Annotated in this window: 12 protein-coding genes, 1 pseudogene and 1 riboswitch; of the genes and pseudogenes, 9 read left to right on the top strand and 4 right to left on the bottom strand. The window is 31.0% G+C overall.

What is annotated here, in order from left to right; all coding sequences use genetic code 11:
• Window positions 1-4: 4 nt before the first annotated feature.
• The gene (locus tag ACZ5N4_RS24965) at window positions 5-2,140 is read left to right on the top strand and encodes a HelD family protein (RefSeq protein ID WP_464205319.1); all 2,136 of its coding nucleotides are present in this window, start codon (window positions 5-7) and stop codon (window positions 2,138-2,140) included.
• A gap of 181 nt (window positions 2,141-2,321) precedes the next feature.
• A complete protein-coding gene (gene hydE / locus ACZ5N4_RS24960) occupies window positions 2,322-3,356 on the top strand; it encodes a [FeFe] hydrogenase H-cluster radical SAM maturase HydE (protein ID WP_464205317.1) in 1,035 nt (344 codons plus the stop codon).
• Between the two features lie 19 nt (window positions 3,357-3,375).
• Here the strand turns inward: hydE and ACZ5N4_RS24955 are convergent, their stop codons facing one another.
• From ACZ5N4_RS24955 to ACZ5N4_RS24945, 3 genes are read right to left on the bottom strand one after another with little or no spacing between them, the layout of a single operon-like run.
• The gene (locus ACZ5N4_RS24955) at window positions 3,376-4,194 is read right to left on the bottom strand and encodes a PRK06851 family protein (RefSeq protein WP_464205315.1); all 819 of its coding nucleotides are present in this window, start codon (window positions 4,192-4,194) and stop codon (window positions 3,376-3,378) included.
• A gap of 36 nt (window positions 4,195-4,230) precedes the next feature.
• A complete protein-coding gene (locus tag ACZ5N4_RS24950) occupies window positions 4,231-5,151 on the bottom strand; it encodes a response regulator (protein ID WP_464205313.1) in 921 nt (306 codons plus the stop codon).
• 1 nt (window position 5,152) lies between these two features.
• On the bottom strand, window positions 5,153-6,448 hold the full coding sequence (locus ACZ5N4_RS24945) for an ATP-binding protein (protein ID WP_464205311.1): 1,296 nt from the start codon (window positions 6,446-6,448) through the stop codon (window positions 5,153-5,155).
• Between the two features lie 374 nt (window positions 6,449-6,822).
• Between ACZ5N4_RS24945 and ACZ5N4_RS24940 the strand changes: the two genes are divergently transcribed.
• The 3 genes from ACZ5N4_RS24940 (at window position 6,823) to ACZ5N4_RS24930 (ending at window position 9,986) form a co-directional block, all read left to right on the top strand.
• Complete coding sequence (locus ACZ5N4_RS24940; protein ID WP_464205309.1) at window positions 6,823-8,112, top strand: cation:dicarboxylate symporter family transporter; 1,290 nt, start codon at window positions 6,823-6,825, stop codon at window positions 8,110-8,112.
• Window positions 8,113-8,165: 53 nt separating this feature from the next.
• Entirely contained in the window at window positions 8,166-8,294 is a 129-nt protein-coding gene (locus ACZ5N4_RS24935; protein ID WP_464205307.1) for a hypothetical protein, read from the top strand.
• Between the two features lie 123 nt (window positions 8,295-8,417).
• Window positions 8,418-9,986 (top strand): recombinase family protein, encoded by a 1,569-nt coding sequence (locus ACZ5N4_RS24930; RefSeq protein ID WP_464205305.1) that lies wholly within the window; start codon window positions 8,418-8,420, stop codon window positions 9,984-9,986.
• A gap of 34 nt (window positions 9,987-10,020) precedes the next feature.
• On the opposite strand, the pseudogene ACZ5N4_RS24925 reads toward ACZ5N4_RS24930, so the two are convergent.
• A pseudogene (locus ACZ5N4_RS24925) lies at window positions 10,021-10,305 on the bottom strand (P-loop domain-containing protein); the annotation flags it as partial.
• 234 nt (window positions 10,306-10,539) lie between these two features.
• Between ACZ5N4_RS24925 and ACZ5N4_RS24920 the strand changes: the two are divergent.
• From ACZ5N4_RS24920 to ACZ5N4_RS24905, 4 genes are all read left to right on the top strand, one after another.
• A complete protein-coding gene (locus ACZ5N4_RS24920) occupies window positions 10,540-11,847 on the top strand; it encodes a M18 family aminopeptidase (protein WP_464205303.1) in 1,308 nt (435 codons plus the stop codon).
• Between the two features lie 181 nt (window positions 11,848-12,028).
• Window positions 12,029-12,250: riboswitch (Lysine riboswitch) on the top strand.
• 165 nt (window positions 12,251-12,415) lie between these two features.
• A complete protein-coding gene (locus tag ACZ5N4_RS24915) occupies window positions 12,416-13,618 on the top strand; it encodes an aspartate kinase (RefSeq protein WP_464205301.1) in 1,203 nt (400 codons plus the stop codon).
• A 182-nt stretch (window positions 13,619-13,800) separates the two neighbouring features.
• Window positions 13,801-15,099 carry a diaminopimelate decarboxylase gene (lysA, locus tag ACZ5N4_RS24910; protein WP_464205299.1) on the top strand — a complete coding sequence of 433 codons (1,299 nt, stop codon included), beginning with the start codon at window positions 13,801-13,803 and terminating at the stop codon, window positions 15,097-15,099.
• 122 nt (window positions 15,100-15,221) lie between these two features.
• Window positions 15,222-23,864 (top strand): glycoside hydrolase family 94 protein, encoded by an 8,643-nt coding sequence (locus ACZ5N4_RS24905; protein WP_464205297.1) that lies wholly within the window; start codon window positions 15,222-15,224, stop codon window positions 23,862-23,864.
• Window positions 23,865-23,949: the final 85 nt, after the last annotated feature.

Here is a 23,949-nt window from a genome sequence, read left to right as displayed (position 1 = left end):
CACTATGGAAAATAATGATTTGGAAAAAGAACTGAAAAAGGAATTTGAATTTGTTTTTGAGCAAGAAAAGCTTAACGATGTAGTTGAAGAAATAAAAAATCAAATTCTTAAATATACAAATAAAAGAAGAGAAGTTACAGAAGGCATTATAAATCTAAGAAAAAAGAATATTGAAGAATATAGAGATGATGAAGATAAGTTAATAGAATATTTTGACCATGAAAGATTTGTCAGGGAAGAAACATTTAGAATTATTGATAGAAAATTGAGGGAGCTTACTATACTTAGTAACTCTCCTTACTTTGGTAAAGTTAGCCTTAAGGATGAATTTGAAAATGAGGATATATACATAGGCAGGTTTGGATTAACTAGAAGTGATGAGTATGAACCTGTAGTAATTGACTGGAGATCACCTATTGCTGCATTGTTTTACGCAGGTAAACTTGGAGAAATAACTTATAGGGGTCCTTTAGGAGAAATAAATGCCAATGTTTTATCTAAAAGACAGTTCATAATAAAAAAAGCTGAGCTACTTGGAATGTTTGATACAAGTGTAGATGTAAAAGATGAGATACTTCAAATGGTATTAAGTAAAAATACCGAAGAGAAGTTAAAAGATATAATAATGACAATACAAGCTGAACAGGATAACTTGATAAGACAGCCACGTAATCAAGTTACTGTAGTAGATGGGGTTGCAGGAAGCGGTAAAACCACTATAGCACTACATAGAGTAGCTTATCTACTATATAATTATAGAAATGTATTACAAGATAAGGTTCTAATTCTAGGGCCTAATAGCATATTTATGGATTATATATCAACAGTTTTACCTAGTCTTGGAGAAGTAGGAGTAAAACAGCTTACATTTAAAGATTTTGCCATGGACATTTTGAACTTGGAAAAAGTAATGAGCTTCAAAGATTATATGGAGAAAATACTAAGTGGAGATAAAGTATTTAATGAAAATATAACATATAAAGGATCATTAGAATATATCAAGAAACTAGATAAAATCATAGAGGATTTAGATCATAAACATTTTAAAATAGAAAGTGTAAAGTTCTATGAGAAAGTTATAGTCAATGTGGAAGAAATAGACAAAATGTTTGACTACCACTTTAAATCTATGCCTTTGTTCAGAAGAAGTAAAAAAATAAAGAGGATAATATATTCTAAAATAAAAGATGAGAGAGATAATATAATAAGGCAGATAAAAAAGGAACATCAAGAGGCAATTAGCAAACTGTCAGAAGAGGAATTAAAGAATCAGCGTAACAATCTTGAGTTTATAAAAAGAAACAGAATAAGAGAAACGATACAAGAAGTAGTTAGAATTAAGAGAGAATTGCTATGGCTAGATAACCCGAATATTATCGAAATATACGATGAGTTTAATCAAGGCAAGGAATTAACCTACGATGATTTAGCAGCGATTATTTATCTAAAGATAAAGCTAGAAGGGTTAAAGTACAGTAGTGAAATAAGACATATTGTTATAGATGAGGCACAAGATTATTCTCCATTACAGTTTCGCATAATAAAGGAGCTAACAGCATGTAAATCTTTTACTATAGTAGGTGATAGCAATCAGAGAATAATGCCTATAAATGGGAATCCAGCGATGCTAGATTTAGAAAATATATTAGTTGGTTTAGATGTACACACCTTTACCCTTTCAAAAAGCTATAGATCTACAAAAGAAATAATTGACTATGCTAATAAATACATAGAAAATAATGAAACTACTGCTATAGTTAGAAATGGTGAAGAGGTCATAGAAAAACAGATAAATAATTTGAATGATCTTGCATATGAAATAATTGAGGATGTTTCTGAGCTGAGAAAAAAGGGTTATGAAAGTATTGCTGTAATTTGCAGAGACTTAGCGGAAACAGATACTATAGGTAAGCTCCTTAAGAAAAATATTCATATAAAGGCGTTGGATAGGGAAGATATAATTTATACAAGCGGAGAAGTTATATTGCCTAGCTATTTTGCTAAAGGCTTAGAATTTGACGCTGTTATATTTATTGATACTGAAAAAGATGTTTACCATGAAGAAGATAAGTTAAAATATGTAATGGCCACAAGGGCATTACATCAACTATATGTTTATAGAACTCCCTCGATTAAATAAAAGAGCTTTCAAATTTTGAAGGCTCCTTTATTTATATAATTTTATTATGTAATTTATAAAATTATATAAATAATTTAGTATATTTTATAAATTTAAAATATACATCTAGTTAAAATTCAATTATTTTATTAAAATAATTATAGATAGATTAAAATTATTTAAGAAAGGATTTGTGTGAGAGATGGGTACAAGCGTTGAATTGATAAAAAAAGCAGAACTGACTCATATTTTAGATAGGAAAGAAATAATTAAAATATTAGAAGATGATAACTGTAATGAGGAACTTTTTAATGCGGCAGATAGAGTGAGAAAAAAATATGTTGGAGATGAAGTGCATTTAAGAGGATTAATAGAGTTTTCTAATATATGCAAAAGAAATTGTTTGTACTGTGGACTAAGGGCATCTAACAAGAACGTAAAAAGATATAGATTATCACCAGATGAAATAATAGACTTAGCTAAGAAAGCAGTTAGTTATGGATACAAAACAATAGTAATACAATCCGGGGAAGACGATTTTTATACTGTAGATAAGATGAAATACATAATATCTAATATTAAGGAACTAGATGTGGCAATTACCGTAAGTGTAGGAGAGAAAACTTTTGAAGAATATAAGGCTTATAAGGAAGCAGGAGCCGATAGGTATCTAATCAGAATAGAGACTACCGATAAAGCCTTATACGAGGATATGGATCCGGGAATGAGCCATGAGGAGAGAAAAAGATGCTTAAAGGATATAAAGGAATTAGGTTATGAAGTTGGTACAGGTTGCTTAGTTGGTTTGCCAAATCAAACATTAAGTTCACTAGCTGATGATATTTTATTCTTTAAAGAAATAGTCGCAGATATGATAGGGGTTGGACCGTTTATTCCCAATGAAGATACTCCTTTGAAGGATGAAAAAGGTGGAGAATTTACAAGAAGTTTAAAAGTTATGGCAATAACAAGATTATTAATGCCTGATGTGAACATTCCAGCAACTACTGCTATGGAGAGTCTAAATAAAAATGGAAGAATTATAGCACTTAAGAGCGGAGCTAATGTAGTTATGCCAAATGTAACTGAAGGTGAATATAGAAAATTATATGCCCTTTATCCAGGTAAGATTTGTACAGGTGATACTCCTGCACACTGTAGAGGCTGTATCACAGGAAAAATTACTTCTATAGATAGAGTTGTTTCAGATACTAAAGGATTCAGAATAAAAAAATAAGAAAGAACAGGGTTTATGGTTATAAACCCTGTTCTTTCTTATAATCTTCTTCATATTTTAAAAGCTTATTTATTAAATTATTATAAGCTTCATCTATATCTTTAAAAATCATATTTCCGATATAATATATTTCAAGGTCATCATGAAGTTTTTTAGCAGATGATATAATAGAAAGTCCTTTATTTAAAAGATCATAAAAAATCTCTTTATCTCTTTGTAAGTCATCTTTATCAACAAGAGAATAGTCTACAAGGTTTTCCATATAAATTTGAATACCATTAAATTTCTTATTGTTTATTTCGTTTGAAGTTACTATTGCAGTTTTTAAATCTGGTATTACAATATGCTCAATTCTTTCAGGAATAAGAGGATCATGATATATTTCAACAAAAAGACCTCTTTTCAAGGATTCATTCACCATAAATTTTAGAATTTGTGTTTTACCAGTACCTGGCCCACCATTTAATACATATACTTTTTCACAATCAGCGCATAGCTCATCCATGAAAGTTATAATACCATTAGGTGTAAATGCTGTGGCAAATAAGTGCCTTTCACTGCCTATATTAGTAGGTTCATATTGAGATAAAATCTTACTCTTTAAGTCTTCTTCTAATGATGCCAACTTTGAATAGTCTAAAAAAACTTTATTATAATTACTCCAATCATCATGTACAAGCTTTGCAGCGCCTATAAATCTATATGCTCTTTGAAATGTAGCTTGAATCTGCTTGTTTGTCTTTATTATATTTTCTCTATATTTTTTAAAACCTTCTTCATTCCAATGGGCTCCCATATTTAATACTTCATCTACTGCACCAGGATTTTGAGGGTCCACTACATGAGGTGAAGCCTCTTAAAGACACATGAAGAATTACATTCTTTTTTTAGATTCTAAATAAAGAACTCTAACAAATTTTTTTGTATTAATACGAATTCGAGATATTGAAGGTTTAGTGTCATTTTCTAATTCCAACATTACTTTTCTAATTTCAGTAAAATCAAAGAACTTTGTTGCATACTCCTCAAATTTAGGATTGGAATAATCAGTAAGGCCAAGAGAAGCAAGATGATTTAAAGCTTGAAATATTGCTCGTCTAACCCTCTGTTCAGAAGCTTTTATCTCCTTTTGTAAATCCGCAGCAGTAGCTGATATTCCTAATTTTTTACTTGCTACAGTAGTAAAAATGTCTTTAAGAGGAGGAAACTCATGTTCAAAGGGAGTTTGATTCTCCTGTTGAAATAAGTATTCTAACATATCTAACAAATCTCTGCTTCCACTTTCACCGATCATTCCTAATTCTGTTAATAGAAATTGACCTGCCAAGGTTATATTTTTATTTATAAAATTATTTTCATCTTTGTGTTTTTGTTTACCAAATTCTAATATATTCAAGGTTTTTTGAATATCATATATAGATTTCTGCAGTTTTATATGTTCAACTACTTTTTGAATAACACTTATTACTTCTAAACGATTAATTGGCTTAGTAATGTAATATTCAACGCCCAAAGAATACGCTTTGCCAACCATTTCTTTATCTTCAACCTGAGAAATCATGATAATTTTTCCATGAAAATCTCCATTTAAATCGTGTATGGTTTGAATTCCATCTTTAATAGGCATTAATAGGTCAATAATAAGAATATCTACTTTCTTAAGGCTAAGCAAGTGACTATCTATAATAGAACCATTATCTGCTTCGCCAACAATCTCACCAAGATCATAATCCTCAATTATTTCAGCTAACATTGAGCGAATAGCCTCATCATCGTCAACAATAAAAAATTTCATATTACCACCCTTTCTCCACTAGACTGCTGATCGGTAATTGTATAGTAAAAACGGTTTCATTTTTTTCGGGGTTACTCTCAATAAAGATGCAGCCTTTAAGGTTATTTACTACGTCTTTAACGTAGGGAAGGCCCATGCCAGTTGAAGGTTTACCAGTTACATCATATTTCGTAGTATATCCCGGCTTAAAAATTAATTCAGTTTTTCGTTTTGGAATGCCTGCGCCAGTATCGAAAACTTTAAATTCAATATGCTTTGTATTTCTGCTGATAGATATTTTTATTAAACCTGTATTTTTTATGGATTCTACAGCGTTAGAAACTAAATTGTTTATAAGGGATAAAGTAGTATAAACATGTAAAGGAGGTATTGAATCCTCGATGTTTAGAATAAATTTAATATCTTTTCCCAAAGACTGAGCATATTTATGATTTGTTTGAATAATAATATTTCCTATTTCAGTTATGCTCATATAATCTGTTGAATTTTCTGCAGAAATCATCTCAGCAAGCCCAGAATAGATTCTTTGGTTATCCTTTTTGATTTCATGTACTTGACCAGCAATACCTAATATTTTTTGCGTTAGTTCCTCTGAGCTTAAGGAACATTCGTTATTTAGTAAGTTCTGATATAATTCATAACAATCTCTCGTAATTTCCTCAGCATCTTTCAGAGACTTTTTTAGTTGAATAGATTCTTCATATAAACCAGATATAAGTAAAAGCATATGCTGATTCTGCTTTTGCTGTTGTATTGATGATATTTCAGCTTCATGAAGTTTTATGGCATAAAAGAATCCAAGAGCGAAAAAGCTCCTTATAATAGCAATAATGACAACTTCATTTAAAATAGGCAAAGTAATAATATCTTTCAAAAAGTAGTGTCTAATAGATAACTCAACAATACTGGAAGCTGTTTCTATTATAACAGATAAAAGGCCGACTATCAGTGGATGACGATGTAAGTTATTCAATCGAGTTACATGGAACATGTAAGAATAAGTCACATAATAAAAAAATGTTGGAAAATGAAGCGTAAAAGAGTAATCAAATAGAAGTCCTCTGGTACTAGAATCTAAAGCGATCCGGAATAGAAGAACAGAAGCTCCAACAAGAATTCCACATATAACTAAAGGTATTTTTCGTGTTCCTAATAAAAGCAAGAAAAATATTGGAATACCAAAGCTAATTCTAAAGGTATTAGGAAAAGGATATAGTTTTAATTCGCCAGCTAAAGGCACTACAATAATCATTAAAATAATAATATACAAGTTTCCTTTTAATGAAACATTCCTCAACGAATCTACACTCCCTTAAATTTAATACAAATTGACATTCTGTAAATAAGAATAACAAAAAAAGTGCAAATATACCAGTATAATGATAAATTTTTGTATTTACTAGGTAAAGCAATCAATATATTAAATTGAATTTTAGCAGGGGATATCTGTTATTTATCAGAATGATTTATACTTTAAATAATAATAAGCAGAATCAAATCATTTGGCAGAAATGATTTAATTCTGATTATTTTTTAAAATTTCAAAAACTATTTTATAGATTTTCGTTGGATTTTATAGTTTGGACTATAAAATCTTAATATGACAACTAATAGTGCAATTAGTAAAACATAAGATGGAAAATAATAATTAAAAGAGAAAGGTGAGATAGCATGAAAAAATTTAAACTTGGGTTAGCAACACAAATTGTTATTGGTCTTATTCTTGGTGTTATAGTTGGTGCTGTGTTTTATGGTAACCCGGCAGTTGGAGTTTACTTACAACCAATTGGAGATATCTTCTTGCGTTTAATTAAAATGATAGTTGTGCCAATTGTATTCTCAGCACTTGTTGTTGGTATTGCAGGGGCAGGAGATATAAAACAAGTTGGTAAATTAGGTGGAAAAACTATACTTTATTTCGAGGTAGTAACTACAATAGCTATAGTATTAGGATTAGTTATAGCAAATCTGTTCCATCCAGGTACAGGAATTAACATGAGTGAACTTGTAAAAACAAACATTTCAAGTTATGTAAGCACAAGTGAATCAGTTGCACATCATGGATTTGCTGAAACATTTGTAAATATAGTTCCTACGAACGTAGTTGATGCTATGGCAAAAGGAAATATGCTTTCAATAATATTTTTCTCAGTTATGTTTGGTTTAGGGGTTTCCGCAATTGGAGAAAAAGGAAAAGTAGTACTTAAATTCTGTCAAGGAACTGCTGATGCGATGTTCTGGATGACAAATCAAATTATGAAGGTTGCTCCATTTGGTGTATTTGCGCTAATGGGTGTAAGCGTTTCCAAATTTGGAGTTAAATCCCTAATACCTCTTGGTAAATTAGCTATTACTACTTATGGAGCTATGGCATTCTTCGTCTTAGTTGTACTAGGATTAATAGCAAAGATAGTTGGCACAAATATTATGACAATTATAAAAATTCTAAAAGACGAACTTATACTTGCGTATAGTACATCAAGCTCAGAAACAGTTTTGCCTAAAATCATGGAGAAAATGGAGAAGTTTGGATGTCCGAAGTCCATTGCAACATTTGTTGTTCCAACTGGTTATTCATTTAACCTTGATGGATCTACACTTTATCAAGCAATTGCAGCAATATTTATTGCACAAATGTACGGAATACACTTATCAATAGTGCAGCAAATTAATTTAGTTGTTGTATTAATGCTTACCTCAAAAGGTATAGCTGGTGTACCAGGGGTATCATTTGTTGTACTACTTGCTACACTTGGTTCTGTAGGTATTCCACTAGAAGGACTAGCATTCATTGCAGGAATTGACCGTATACTTGATATGGCAAGAACAGTTGTAAATGTTATAGGTAATTCACTAGCTGTTGTAGTTATATCAAAATGGGAAAAACAATATGATGCAGAAAAAGGAGAGAATTACTTTAAATCATTAAAGGGAGCTTCTGTTGAAGGTAGCGCAGCATAAAATTTGATATATTTTAATCAATTCCCTCATATTTTAATATGGGGGAATTTTTTATGAAAAAAAAAGAAATTGAACTTAAAATATCTGAAACATTTAAAAATAAAAATGAAGATGAAAAGAAAAAGATTTTAGAGGACTTAATTTATAAAATAATAAAAACTAAAGAAAAAAGTATGAATTAATAATAATGCATTTATCTGATGCCAAGAACTTTGTTTATAGAATCTGGCCAGCTTTTCTGAAGATTTTATCTAAAATAAAATACATTCTATATTTTAAATAATATAAATGGGGTGCTTAATATAATGAATAAGGTTGCTATTTATTGCAGATTAAGCGATGAGGATAAAAACAAGAAAAGTTATATGGATGATAGTGAGAGTATACAAAATCAAAAGAACTTATTAATGAAGTATGCTTTAGAAAAAGGTTGGGATATTTACAAAATATATAGTGATGATGATTATTCAGGGCTTGACGTGGATAGACCAGAGTTTAATAAAATGATTAGAGATGCGGAAATGAGTAAGTTTAATATCATACTTTGCAAAACCCAATCAAGATTTACAAGAGATATGGAATTGGTAGAAAAGTATCTTCATAATAAGTTTTTAGAATGGGATATAAGGTTTATTGCTATTATTGATGGTGTTGACACACTTGATAAAAACAATAAAAAATCACGTCAGATAAACGGGTTAATAAATGAATGGTATTGTGAAGACATATCAAAGTCAATTAAAGCCACTTTTCGTATGAAACAAAAGGCAGGTAAGTTTATCGGATCATTTTCTTGCTATGGTTATTCTAAAGATCCTGATGATAGAAACAGGTTAATTATAGATAAAGATGCGGCAGAAATAGTGAAAATAATATTTAGTTTATATATAGATGGAAATGGAACGCAGCGGATAGCAAATATATTAAATGAAAAAAATATACCCAATCCTACAAAATACAAGCAATTAAAAGGATTAAGATATAAAAATTCCTCATTAAAAAATGATTGTGGGCTTTGGAATAAGACTACGATTAAACGAATCTTAAAAAATCAAGTATATATAGGCAATATGGTACAGCATAAGTGTAAAAAAATAAATTACAAATCTAAAAAAATAAAAACTCTCCAGCAAAGAGAGTGGATTATTGTGGAGAATACTCATGAAGCAATAATAGATAAGGGAACTTTTGAAATTGTTCAAAGACGAATTAGTTCTAGAATCAGAAGTACTCTAAGTGGAAAGGCACATTTGTTTTCTGGAAAGGTCAGATGTTTGGATTGTAAGAGTACGATGGCCAAGAACTGCAATGGAAAAGGTCAAAATTACTTAAGGTGCAGAAAATATTTAATTGATACAAAGAAAAGATTATGCACGAGTCACTCAATAAGTTTAGAAAGATTAGAAAAAGTGATTTTAGAAAAAATAATAGAATATATAAATTTATATTGTAACATTAATGAATTAGCTAAAAAACTATCAGAGGATAATGATGTTGCAAACATGTCAAAGAGACTAAATGTACAGTTAGGCAAATTGGAAAGGGATATAATTTATAGAAATGAAGCACTAAAGAATTCCTATATTGATAAAGTTAGTGGTGTAATATCAAAAACACAATTTAATGAATTAAGTTCATTATTTTCAAAGGAAATAGATAATTTACAATTAAGGGAAAAAGAATTAAAATCAAGGATTAATGATTTAAGTAAAAAAAGCTTTTCCTCTGATTATTATAAAAAGTTAATAGAAGAATATAAATGTTCGCCAGACTTTTTACGGTCAATTGCAAATGAATTAATTGATTATATCGAAATAGGGGAAAAAAATAAAGAAAACTTAGAGCAATATATATCAATTTTTTGGAACTTTTAATACTTAATATTTAAAGGTGCCTTTACAGGAAGTTTACATGAGGTGCAGTACCATCAAGTATAGCTACATTTAGACCTTTAATTACCACACCATCTAGGGAATTGTTATCTGATGAGCAGTGGTGATATTCAATATCATATCCTTTAGAATTAAAGAATTCACCTACTTTTTTCATGAGAGTTGATTTTCCAGTGCCAGGGCCTCCTTTAATACAAATCTTTCTTCTGGCAGTGTCCTGGTTAATAATATACTGATAAAATGAATAGAAGCCGTAGCTGGTATTTCCACCTGGAAACAAATTTCTAATAGTACCTTTCATAAACACACTCTCCTACTTAATTACAATCACTATATAATATGCAACAGCATTTAGTTTTGATATATTATTTAAAATATTTTTATTTAAGGTGCCTAAGAGTATAGTGAAAAGCTATACTTTTTTATTACTAAAAAAGTGATATTTTGTTATAATTATAAAGTATTGATTTTTTATTGAAAAATAGAATGAGGGTTGTCGTTTTTAAATTTTACTTTTAAGTTTGGAGGAATAGTTATGAGAGAAGAATTAAAAAAAGCTCAGGAATTAATAGATTTTATTTATGAGAGTCCTACAGCATTTCATGCTGTAGATAGTGTAAAAAAGATTCTTTTAAGCAGAGGATTTGAAGAGATTAGAGAAGAAGATAAATGGGATTTAAAAAAAGGAGGCAAATATTTTTTAAATAAATATGATTCAGCTTTAATTGCATTTGTTGTAGGAAAAGGTAAAGTAGAAAAAGAAGGATTTAGAATAGTAGGTGCTCATACAGATTCACCAGGTTTTAGAGTAAAACCTAATCCTGATATGGAAGTAGAAGGAGCATATGTAAAACTAAATACAGAAGTTTATGGCGGTCCTATAATAAATACTTGGCTTGATAGACCTCTATCTATAGCTGGTAGGGTAACTATAAAAAGCGAAAACCCTTTTTCACCGCAAATTAAACTGTTAAATATAAAAAGACCAATTTTAATAATACCTAATCTTGCTATACATATGAATAGAAATGTGAACTCTGGAGTAGAATTAAATAGACAAAAAGATATACTACCACTGATTTCATTAGTGAATGAGAATCTTGAAAAAGGAAGATATCTTATAAAAACTATTGCTAATGAATTGAGTGTTAAAGAAGAGGACATACTGGACTTTGACTTATTTCTTTATGAATACGAAAAAGGCAGTGTTATAGGGCTAAATAATGAGTTTATATCCTGTGGAAGGCTAGATGATTTAATAATGGTACACTCAGGGATAAATGCTTTAACCAAAGTAGATGCGGGAAATGCTACTAATGTTATGGTTTGTTTTGATAATGAAGAAGTTGGAAGCACTACCAAGCAGGGAGCAGATTCTCCAATGTTGGCTACTTTGCTGGAGAGAATTATGATTTCAATGGGAAAAGGAAGAGAAGATTATTTTAGGGCTCTTTCAAATTCTTTCATGATATCATGTGATTTAGGCCATGCGCTTCATCCGAACTATGGTGAGAAGAGCGATCCTGTAAATAGACCAATAATTAATAAGGGGCCAATAATAAAAGTGAGTGCAAATCAAAGTTATACTTCAGATAGTGTATCTAGTGCTGTTTATAAAAGTATATGTGATATAGCAGGAGTGCCAGTTCAGTTCTTTGTGAATCGTTCGGATGAAAAAGGAGGATCTACCATTGGGCCTATATCTGCAAGTCACGTAAATATACCTTCAGTAGATATGGGGTTAGCTGTTCTTTCAATGCACTCAATAAGAGAATTAGGTGGAGTAAAAGACTATATATATGCGGAAGAGTCTTTTAAGGAATTCTATAGATATAATAAATAATTTGTTTATTATAAATAATCTATTCTTTTTATAAATATGCAACAAAATTATTATTAATAAAAATTTTAATTCTAAAGATGAAGACATTGTAAAGAAAAAATAAATTATCTTAACATATAAAATAATCTTGAAATGTATAAATACTTATGTTAAACTAATTATAATTTAATAATGAAACTTACCTTAGGGTAGAGGTGCTGTAATTAATAGTAGTTGCTTTTAGTCGGCAGACAGTGAGAAGTGAAGAAAGGAATTATGGCCGAAGAAAATAGTTTGGCGAAACTATTTTCTGGCTTTGCATATAATATATGTGGAGCTGTCATCTAAGATTCTGTAAATGACTTACCGAATTTTAACTATACATATATAGTTCCAGCTATGGAGATGGAGAGCTACAAAGGGTACACAGAGTTGCGATGATATTTTTTGTGCAGCAAAGGTGTTCCTTTGCTGCTTTTATTTTTATAAATTATGGTATGTTTCACATAAGCAGAGAACCCAAATCTTATATTCCTCAGAGTTTACGAAGAGGAGTTTCACATAAGAATAATTTTAAGGGAGTGATGATATGGCAATTGTTGTACAAAAATATGGTGGAAGTTCTGTAGGAACTATAGAAAAAATAAAAAAGGTTGCCCAAACAGTAGTAAGAAGAAAACAAGCAGGAGATGATGTAATAGTTGTAGTGTCTGCTATGGGAGATACTACAGATGATTTAATAGGTCTTGCAAATGAGGTTACAAGTAATCCCGATAAAAGAGAATTAGATGCTCTTTTATCAACTGGAGAAATGATGTCTAGTGCGCTGCTCGCTATGGCAATTAAGGCTTCAGGCTATGATGCTATTAGTTATACAGCGTATCAAATAGGGATAAAAACCACTGGACAGCATGGTAAATCATTAATAGATGACATAGCCGAGGAAAATATAAAGAAGAGTTTGTCAGAAGGAAAAATTGTAATAGTAGCAGGGTTCCAAGGCATAAATGAAGAAGGACATATAACCACTCTTGGAAGAGGTGGTTCAGACACTACTGCTGTTGCGATAGCAGTGAAATTAGATGGGATATGTGAAATCTATACCGATGTAGACGGTATATATAGTGTAGATCCTAGAAAATATAAGGATGCTAAAAAGTTAGATGAAATAGATTATGAAGAAATGCTTGAACTTTCAAGTCTTGGAGCTCAAGTTATGCACTCTAGATCTATAGAACTTGGACAAAAATATAATATTCCAATATACGTTGGATTAAGTAATAGTGATATTAAAGGAACAGTAATTAAGGGGGTAAATAATATGAATATGGAGAGTAAACCAGTAACAGGATTAGCAACAAGTGATGATGATGTAGCTATAACAATAAGAGACATAGAAAGTGATATAAATACTGTATCAAGCTTATTTGAAAGTGTAGCAAGCAAGAGAATCAATATTGATATGATAAGCCAAACAGCACCTGTAAATAATAGAGTTAACTTATCATTTACTATACCAAAAGTTGATTTAAATGAGTGCTTGGAAATAATTAAGCCATTCTATTTAGAGGAGAATCAAATTGCTATAGATGAGGATATAACAAAGTTTTCTGTGGTGGGTATAGGAATGAAAACTACATCAGGAGTTGCATCTAAAATGTTTAAACTTCTTAGTAAAAATGATATTGGAGTAAAGATGATTACAACTTCAGAAATAAGAATTACCTGTGCAATTAAACAGAAAGATAAGGTAAAAGCAATTAACGTTATTGCAAGTGAATTTAATCTATAACCAAAATCACGAGGAGGTTAAAGCCCTAAATGGACTTTAACGGGTAATTTTGCTAGGTAAAAGTTCTAAATGAACTTTTACGGGTAACTTGTGAGCGGAAGCGAAAATCTTAAGTTACCCAGTACCCGAAGGGAAACAAGCAAAATTACCCAGTGTTCCGACTAAAAGGAGGAAAATTGATTATGAAATTAGCTGGTACTATGGATATAAAAAACAATACCCTTTATATTGGTGGAGTTAGTACAATAGACTTGGCAAAAAAATTCGGTACTCCTCTATATGTAGTTGATGAAGAGTTGATAAGAAGGCAGTGCAGAAGATATTATAACTCATTTAGAGCTAGTGAAAACAAAAATAAAGTAGCTTATGCAGGAAAGGCATTTTTAACTTTGGCTATGTGCCAAATTATAAAAAGCGAAGGTTTGTGTTTAGATGTAGTTTCAGGTGGAGAATTATACACTGCATGGAAAAGTGAATTTCCTATGGAAAAAGTATATTTTCATGGTAACAACAAAACTTTAGAAGAAATAGAGATGGGAGTTAACTTAGATGTAGGTAGATTTGTAGTAGATAATTTCTATGAGATAGAAAAAATCAATGCTATAGCTAAGGAAAAAAATAAGGTTCAGAAGATTCTACTAAGAATTACCCCAGGTATAGAAGCACATACGCATGAGTATATAAAAACAGGACAAATAGACTCTAAATTTGGTTTTACATTACTAAATAATAAGACTATTGATGCTGTGAAAAAATCTATAGCACTTTCTAATATAGAATTGGTTGGGCTACATTGTCACATTGGTTCTCAGATATTCGATACAAAGCCATATGAGGATGAAGTAGAGATTATGCTCTCAATAGTTAAAAACATTAAGGATGAAACTGGTTATGAAGTTGAGGAGTTGGACTTAGGTGGCGGATTTGGGATATATTATACAAAGGGTGACACTCCTAAAAAGGTTGAAGAATTTTGTGATGTAATATTAAGTAAAGCCGAAAGTGTTGCAAAGAAGCTAAATATAGATCTTCCTGTATTAGTTATTGAGCCAGGTAGATCAATTGTTGGAAATGCAGGAATTACGCTTTATACAGTGGGAGCAATAAAAGAAATACCAGATATAAGAAAGTATATAGCAGTAGACGGAGGAATGACAGATAATATAAGACCAGCTCTTTATAATGCTGAATATGAATGTATAATAGCTAATAAAGTAGAAAGTAGTTCTACAGAAACTGTTACTATATCTGGTAAGTGCTGTGAGTCAGGAGATATATTGTTGAGTAATGTGAAAATCCCCGAGGCTGAAAGCGGTGATATTCTGGCAATGCTTACTACAGGAGCATATGGATATTCTATGTCAAGCAATTATAATAAGATACCAAAACCTGCAGTAGTTATGGTTAAAGATGGAGACGCTAAGCTAATTTGCAGAAGACAAACCTTTGAAGAAATTATAGAAAATGAATTGTTATTATAAAAAACGCTGGAAAGTTTTTATACTTTCCAGCGTTTTTTTGTTTTCCCCTAATTCATATTTTGTGATTTGCTGGGAATAATAATCAAAGCACTAATTCTCTTTACACGAAAGGATGGATTGATATGCTCTATATTATATTTCTGGCAATAACTGTTGCAGTATTTGGCATATATATGCTTAATGTACTATCAAATAGAAATGATGAAGAAAATGAAAATGTAATGGATGATGTGCCAACTCTAAATGTAAATAAGGAAGAGCTAAGAAAACATGCAATAGAAATATCTGCGTATTCTGCAGAAGCTAGAAAAGTAAATTGTAGAAGACAGCTAATAAAAAGTTTAGATAGTAGTTATAAGAAAATTTTAAAAGACTATGACTATATTGATAAAGAAGCTAGACAAAAAAATGAGGTTATTCAGGCCGCTGAGTGGCTATTAGATAATCTTTATTTAATTCAAAAAGAATATAAAGATATAAAAAATAATATGCCAGAGTCATATTATAAAGATTTACCTATTATGAATAAGGGTGTGATGAAAGGCTATCCTAGAATATATTATATAGCGGTTGAAATGGTATCACATACAGATGGAAGAGTTGATGAAGATACTATAGAAACATTTATAACTGAATATCAAAAGAATACTATTCTTGCCAGTGGCGAATTGTGGGCACTACCTATAATGATAAGAATTGCATTAATTCAAAATATAAGCAAAATAACTGAAAGAATAACCTTTGCACAAAGAGAAAGAAAAAAAGGTGATGAAATTGCTGATAGGCTTATAAATGCTGTTAATAATGGAACAGTAACACAGGAAATCGAGAAACTTTTAGAGGGAAAGATAAGATTTACATCACATTCAACAGAGAGGCTTTTAAAAACTTTAAGGGATAATGGGATTGAAAATTCAAATATATATGAATGGATAGATAATCAACTAGAAAGTCAAGAAACAAACTCTGAAAAAATTATAAATATTGAACATCAAAGACAGATGGCATATCAAGCTTCTATAGGAAATTCAGTAACTGGTATAAGAGAAGTTGCCGCACTAAATTGGAGAGAAAATTTTGAAAAGCTTAGTTATGTCGAAAATATTTTAAGAAAAGACCCTTTACATATATACGAAAATATGGATTTTGAGTCTAGGGATTATTATAGACATAGCGTAGAAAAACTTGCTAAGTATATGAATGTTGCAGAGTCTTTTGTAGCAAAAAAGGCAGTAGAATGTTCAAAAGAAGCATTTGAAAAAGACGATTGTTATGAATATGAAAAGCATGTTGGTTACTATATAGTAGATAAAGGCGTACAATGCTTAAAGAATAAAGTTAACTTCAAAGACAAAGGAATAGATAAGATAAATAATAGATTTATTAATGAAAATATTGGTCTATATATTGGAACAATGATCTTAGGAACAGTTATACTAACATTTTTAATAATGTTACTGAGCTATTATAATAACCCTCAGATGGAGCTCTGGAAATACATTCTAATTGTACTAGTGGCTATAATTCCGTGCAGTGAAATTATTATATCTATTTTTAATTATAGTATAAGCAAATTAGTTGAGCCAAGATTTATACCTAAGATTGAATATACAAATGAAATACCTAAAGAGTTTAGCTCTATCGTAGTTATTCCAACTTTACTAAATAACGAGTCTAGAGTAAAAAGTTTGATAAAAGATATGGAAGTATACTACCTTGCTAATAAAGAAAAAAATCTGTATTTTGCTTTATTAGGAGATTTTAAAGATAGTAAAATTGAAGATGAAGAAAATGATAGAAATATAATAGATACAGCACTTACTTTAGTTAAAGAGCTTAATCAAAAATACAATGAAAATGGAGAAAATATATTTTATTTCTTTAACAGATACAGACAATATAATGCAAAAGAGGGAATTTGGATTGGTTGGGAAAGAAAAAGAGGTAAGCTGGTAGAATTCAATAATTTAATAAGAGGAGATCAAAACACAAGTTACAATGTAGTAAGCGGCGATGTAAAGAACTTATGTAAAGTAAAATATGTAATAACACTGGATGCAGATACTCAACTTCCAAGAGATAGTGCTAAAAAATTAATAGGGGCAATGTCACATGTGCTGAACATACCATACTTAGATGAACAACAGAAAAGAATTATTAGAGGCCATGGACTAATGCAGCCAAGGGTGAGTGTAGGTACACTAAGTGCGAATAAAACATTATTTTCAAGAGTTTTTTCAGGGGAATCGGGAATAGACATGTATACTAGTGCTATTTCAGATGTATATGAAGATCTGTTTGATGAAGGAATTTTTACAGGTAAAGGTATATACGATATAGATGTTTTTAATAAAGTCCTTGTAGATGAAATACCTGAAAATTCAGTACTAAGTCATGATTTACTTGAAGGGTCTTACATGAGGGCTGCATTGGTTACTGATGTAGAACTAGTGGATGGGTATCCTGCATATTATAATTCTAGTTCTAAAAGGCTTCATAGATGGGTTAGAGGTGATTGGCAGCTCATTCCATGGTTGTTTAAGAAGACTTCACTTAACAAATTGTCTAAGTGGAAAATACTTGATAACTTGAGAAGAAGTCTTTTGTCACCAGCAATCATGATTCTAATTGTAGTATCGCTATTTTTATTTTACAACCCAGATGCATGGCTTATAATAGCCTTTTTATCGTTGCTTTGTCCTGTATTTTTTGGTGTTTCAGAAGCTGTGGTTTCACAAAACAAAGGTATAAGTTTTGTTGGAAAAGTGAAAAATGGAAAGAATCTTATTGAACAATTTTTTCTTGTTTTCTGCTTTTTACCTTATCAATCATATTTAATGTTAGATGCTATTATTAGAACAATTTATAGACTGTTTATAAGCAAGAAAAAAATGCTACAATGGCAAACCGCAGCAGATGTAGAGGCTAATTCCGGGAGAACGTTAAAAGATTTTATATCAGCTATGTGGATAGGAAGTATAATAAGTGTTTTGACTTTAATTATATCCTCTAGAAACTCCTTAGAAACAACAATTATAATGGCTCCATCCTGCATTCTATGGTTTATAAGTCCATATATAGCATATAAAATAAGCAAAGATATAAAGGAAGAAAAAGAGGAATTAAATAAAGAAGAAGAAAAAGTGTTAAGACGATTAAGTAGAAAAACCTGGGCATATTTTGAGGATTTTGTAAATGAGGATAACAATTGGCTAGCACCAGATAACTATCAAGAGGACCCCAATAATGGTGTAGCACATAGAACATCTCCTACAAATATGGGAATGGGTATTACATCTAATTTAGCTGCTTTTGATCTTGGGTACATTGGAACCTTAGAATTAGTAGATAGAATAGATAGAGTAATCTCTAGTATGAACTTACTGGAAAAGTATAAAGGTCACTTTTATAATTGGTATGATACAGAGACTAAAAAGCCTCTTTATCCTAGATATATTTCTACTGTAGATAGTGGAAATTTAGTTGGATATATATGGCTTACTGTAGCTTCATTAGATGAATATGTTAATAATCCAGTAATTAATGATAGATTATTGAAAGGTTTAATGGACACTTTAATACTTGCAAATGAAGAGATAGAAGCTGAGTTGCAAATAAGTAATTACTATAATGATAAAATTAATGAGTTAGCAAATATGGAATTTAACATATTCTCATGGAGAAAATCACTTTTAAGCCTCTTAAGTCAATCAGTAGATATAGAGAAAAGTCAGATATACAAGGAACTATACTGGAATCATAAACTAACAGATTGTGTAAATAAAAGACTAGAAGAAATCCAAATGTTATTTCCTTGGGCTGATTTAGCGTCAGAAAACTTAGAAAAACTTAAAAATATAAGAGACAGCTTTATAAAGTTATCTGATAAAACACCATTAAGTGATATATTGAAAGAAGTTGATAACCTAAGAAATCAATTAAATAACGTGAATTTACAAGAAAAAGAGCAATGGGTTAATGAAATAGAGAAATTACTAGAAAATAGTAAAAAGGAAATAAATAATCTATTATATAAAGTTAAAGATTTAAAACAGAAATTAGATTCTATGGCTGATAATACAGAATTCAGGATGCTATACAATAAAAAAAGGCAGCTTTTCTCAATTGGCTATGACGTAGAAAAAGACAGATTGGATAATTGCTTTTATGATTTGCTTGCTTCAGAAGCAAGGCAAGCAAGTTTTGTATCAATAGCTAAGGGAGATATAGAACAAGAACATTGGTTTAAATTAGGTAGGGCTATGACTTCCATGGGGAAAAGCAAAGGATTAGTTTCCTGGAGTGGAACTATGTTCGAATATTTCATGCCCCTTATAATTATGAAAAGCTATCCTAATACGTTATTAGGGGAAACTTATAAAGCTGTAATTAAAGGCCAGAAAAAATATGGAAAAGAAAGAGGGATCCCTTGGGGAATATCTGAATCGGCTTTCTATTATTTTGATGTTAATCTAAATTATCAATATAAAGCCTTTGGTGTGCCAGGAATAGGTTTAAAACGAGGACTTATGAATGAACTAGTGATCTCTCCATACTCTACGATTATGGGACTATTGATAGATATAAAAGGGTCCTTGGATAACATAAAAAGGCTAATAGATTTAGGGTTAGAAGGAAGATATGGATTTTATGAATCCATAGATTATACACAAGAAAGACTTCCGAAAGGTAAGAAAAATGCTATGGTGAAATGTTTTATGGTTCACCATGAAGGCATGAGTCTAATGTCTTTAAATAATGTTTTAAATAATAGTATTTTTCAGGAAAGATTTCATGGAATCCCTAGGGTAAAGGCTGCAGAACTTTTGCTTCAGGAGAAAGTTCCTAAAGCTGTAGTGTATGATAGAGAATATCAATATGATGCTTTTGATATTTCTGTAGAAAAACAAAATATAGCTGTAAGGAGATATACTACTGCAAGGACAGAAATGCCAGAAACTCATTTGATGTCAAATGGAAGCTATTCTTTAATGATTACTAACAGTGGAAGTGGTTACAGTAAAAAAGATGATATGACAGTTTATAGATGGAGAGAAGATGTAAGTTTAGATGATACAGGGATGTTTTTTTATATAAAAAATATTAACTCAAATGAATACTGGAGCGCAGCTTATGAACCATGTAAATATGAGGGAGAAGAATATGAAGTATTATTTTCATTAGATAAGGCAGAGTTTAAAAGAAAAGATGGTAATTTAAGAACTCATACAGAAGTTACTGTTTCTAATGAAGATAATGCAGAAGTGAGAAAAATATCTATAACAAATCATAGTGAGCATGCTAGAATAGTGGAAATTACAAGTTATTGTGAAGTAACGCTAGCACATTATAATGCAGATTTAGTTCACCCTACCTTTAGTAATTTATTTATTAAAACTGAATATATTGATGATTTAGGATGCATTATTGCAAATAGAAGGCCTAGATCAAGAAAAGATAAGCAGCCTTGGCTTATGCAAACTGTTACATTTGAAGGAAATACTGTAGGGACTACTCAATACGAAACAAGTAGAGCTAATTTTATAGGAAGAGGAAGAGATTTATCTAATCCCCAAGCAATGGATAACGATACCCAATTAAAAATGACAGCAGGGGCTATACTTGATCCTATAATTAGCATGAGAGTGAGGATGAAAATAGAAGCAGGAGAAACCTGTGTGGTAGCCTTTACTACAGCGGTAGGTGATTCAAAGGATGCAGTAGTAGAACTTGCTAAAAAGTATGCGGACATAAGAAATATAAGTAGAGCTTTTGAACTTTCATGGAGTGGAGTGCAGCTTGAGATGAAATACTTAGGAATAAAATCTTCTCAAGCAAATTTATATCAATTAATGGCTTCAAAAATCTTATTTTTGAATACATTATTTAAAGATAGAGATAAATATATTATGAATATAAGAAAAGGGCAATCAGCTCTGTGGTCCTATGGTATTTCAGGAGATTTACCTATAGTATTAACAATAGTTAAAGAAGAAAAGGATATAGGTTTAGTAAGGCAGCTTATAAGTGCTCATGAGTATTGGAGCATAAAAGGATTGAAGGTGGATCTAGTTATACTTAATCTACAGGAAAATTCCTATATTCAATCTATTCAGGATGTTGTAAGAGATTTAATAAGCTCAAGTCATGCCAGGGATAAACAAAATAAAGCCGGTGGGGTATTTCTCCATAATACAGCTACTATAGCAAAAGAGGATATAGAGTTATTAATGGCTATTTCTAGAATTGTTATAGATGGAGATAAAGGTTCACTAATGGTTCAAATGAATGAAGATAACAAAGAAGAAAAAGAAAAAGAGCTATTAGTTATAGAACCACAACAGTATAGCTTTAATCCATATAAGCCATCAATAGCTAAATTAGATTATTATAATGGTCTAGGTGGTTTTAGCAGTGAAGGTGATTCATACATTATAATTCTTAAGAATTATGACAATACTCCTGCACCTTGGATAAATGTGATTTCAAATGGAAACTTTGGTTTTCATGTCTCAGAAAGCGGTATTTCATATACATGGAATAAAAATAGTAGAGAAAACAAGTTAACTACATGGTCTAATGATCCTGTTATAGATAGTGAGGCAGAAGAGATATATATACGTGATGAGATAGATGGAAGTGTATGGAGTATATCACCAAAGCCTATAAGGGATAATGGAGATTATATAATTGAACATGGATTTGGATACTCTAAATTTGAACATGAGGCACATGGCATTCTAGGGAAGATGAAAATGTTTGTTGACATGAATGAAAGTGTTAAGGTATGCAGGATAAAACTTGAAAATATTACAAGTTCTAAGAGAAGATTATCCATTAGTTACTATGCGAAGCTTGTTCTGGGTGTAGCTCACGAACAAACGGCACAGTATATATTTACTGGATTTGATAAAGGGAACAATTATATCTATGCAAGAAATCCTTATAGTCAACATTTTGGAAAACTAATTTGTTACCTTAAAGTTATCGGGGGAGAAGAGTTATCTTTTACTGGGAACAGGAAAGAATTTTTGGGAAGAGGAGGAGATATAAAAGCTCCTGAGGCACTTAAGTTGAAAAAGTTATCTAATACCGTTGGTGCTGGTATGGACCCTTGTCTTGCAAAAAATGTCAAGATAACCTTAAATGAAGGAGAAGAAAAAGAAATATTAGTACTCCTTGGACAGGAAGAAAGCTTCGAAAAGATATCTCAGGTAATAAATAAGTATAGCACTGAAGATGTTGCCAAAAAAGAATTAAATAATACAAAAAATTTCTGGAAGGAATTATTTAATATTATACAGGTAGAAACTCCAGATAAGTCTATGGACCTAATGATAAATGGGTGGCTTATGTATCAGATTATATCCTGTAGATTTTGGGCGAGGACTGGATTCTATCAATCAGGCGGAGCTTATGGCTTTAGAGACCAGCTTCAAGATGTAATGCCTATTGCGTATCTTGACCCTGAAATATCAAGAAAACATATAGTCTATAGCGCCTCAAAACAATACCTAGAAGGAGATGTTCAACATTGGTGGCATCCTGTAGTAGAAAGCGGAATTAGAACAAGATTTTCAGATGATTTACTATGGCTTCCTTATGCTACGGCGGACTATATACAAAATACAGGAGATTACAGCATATTAGATGAAGAGGTAGGCTACCTAGAGGACGAGGAATTAAAAGAAGGAGAAGATGAGAGATACAATATATCAAGAAAATCCGATAAAAAAGGAACTATATATGAGCACTGTATAAAAGCAATAGAAAAATCCTTAAAGTTTGGGAGTCATAATATACCGCTGATGGGCTCTGGAGATTGGAATGATGGAATGAGTACCGTTGGAAACGAGGGAAAAGGAGAGAGTGTCTGGTTAGGATGGTTCCTATATAGTATTCTTGATAAATTCATAGAGATATGCGAGATAAAAAATGATAGAGAAAAGGTTACAAAATATAGCGAGCTAAAAGAATTTATTAGAGATAATCTAGAGAAAAATGCGTGGGATGGTGGTTGGTATAGAAGAGCATATTTTGATAATGGTGTACCTTTAGGTTCGCTGCAAAATGATGAATGTCAGATAGACTCATTATCTCAATCCTGGGCTGTTATTTCCGGTGCAGCAAAAGAATCTAGAGCAAAAGAGGCTATGGAGGCTTTAGAAAGAAATCTAATTAAGGATGATAAGGGAATAGTATTGCTTCTTACACCAGCCTTTGATAAGTCAACGCTAGAACCTGGGTATATTAAAGGGTATGTTCCAGGAGTAAGGGAAAATGGTGGTCAATATACACATGCATCTATATGGGTGATATTAGCTTTAGCTAAAATGGGATATAACAATAAGGCCTGGAAGATATTTAATATGATTAATCCAATAAATCACGCTAAATCATATTTAAATTGTCAAGTTTACAAAGTAGAGCCATATGTTATGACAGCCGACGTCTATGCAGTAGACCCTCATACAGGAAGAGGAGGATGGAGCTGGTATACCGGAGCTGCAGGATGGATGTATAGAACAGGAATTGAGGCTATACTTGGACTTAAACTAATAGGTAAACAAGGTTTTATGGTAAATCCATGTGTACCAGATGAATGGCAAAACTATAATATTTACTATAATAGACAAGGCTGCAAATATAATATAAAAATTAAAAGAGCAGAGGGAAAAGGGATTTGGCTTGATGGAAATAAGTTAGATAATGGAATCGTTCCTTTTTTAGACGAAGGAGAACATGAAGTTATGGTTTTAATATAAGGCATGTTTAAATAAATAATAACCTTAATTTTAAAAGAAGGAAATTAGAAAAATATGCAGAATAATTATAGTTAAAATCAGAAAA

The sequence above is a fragment of the Clostridium nitrophenolicum genome (assembly GCF_055391695.1).
The sequence above is the reverse complement of the archived record's forward strand: the minus strand, read 5'-3'. Positions and strand labels throughout refer to the sequence as shown.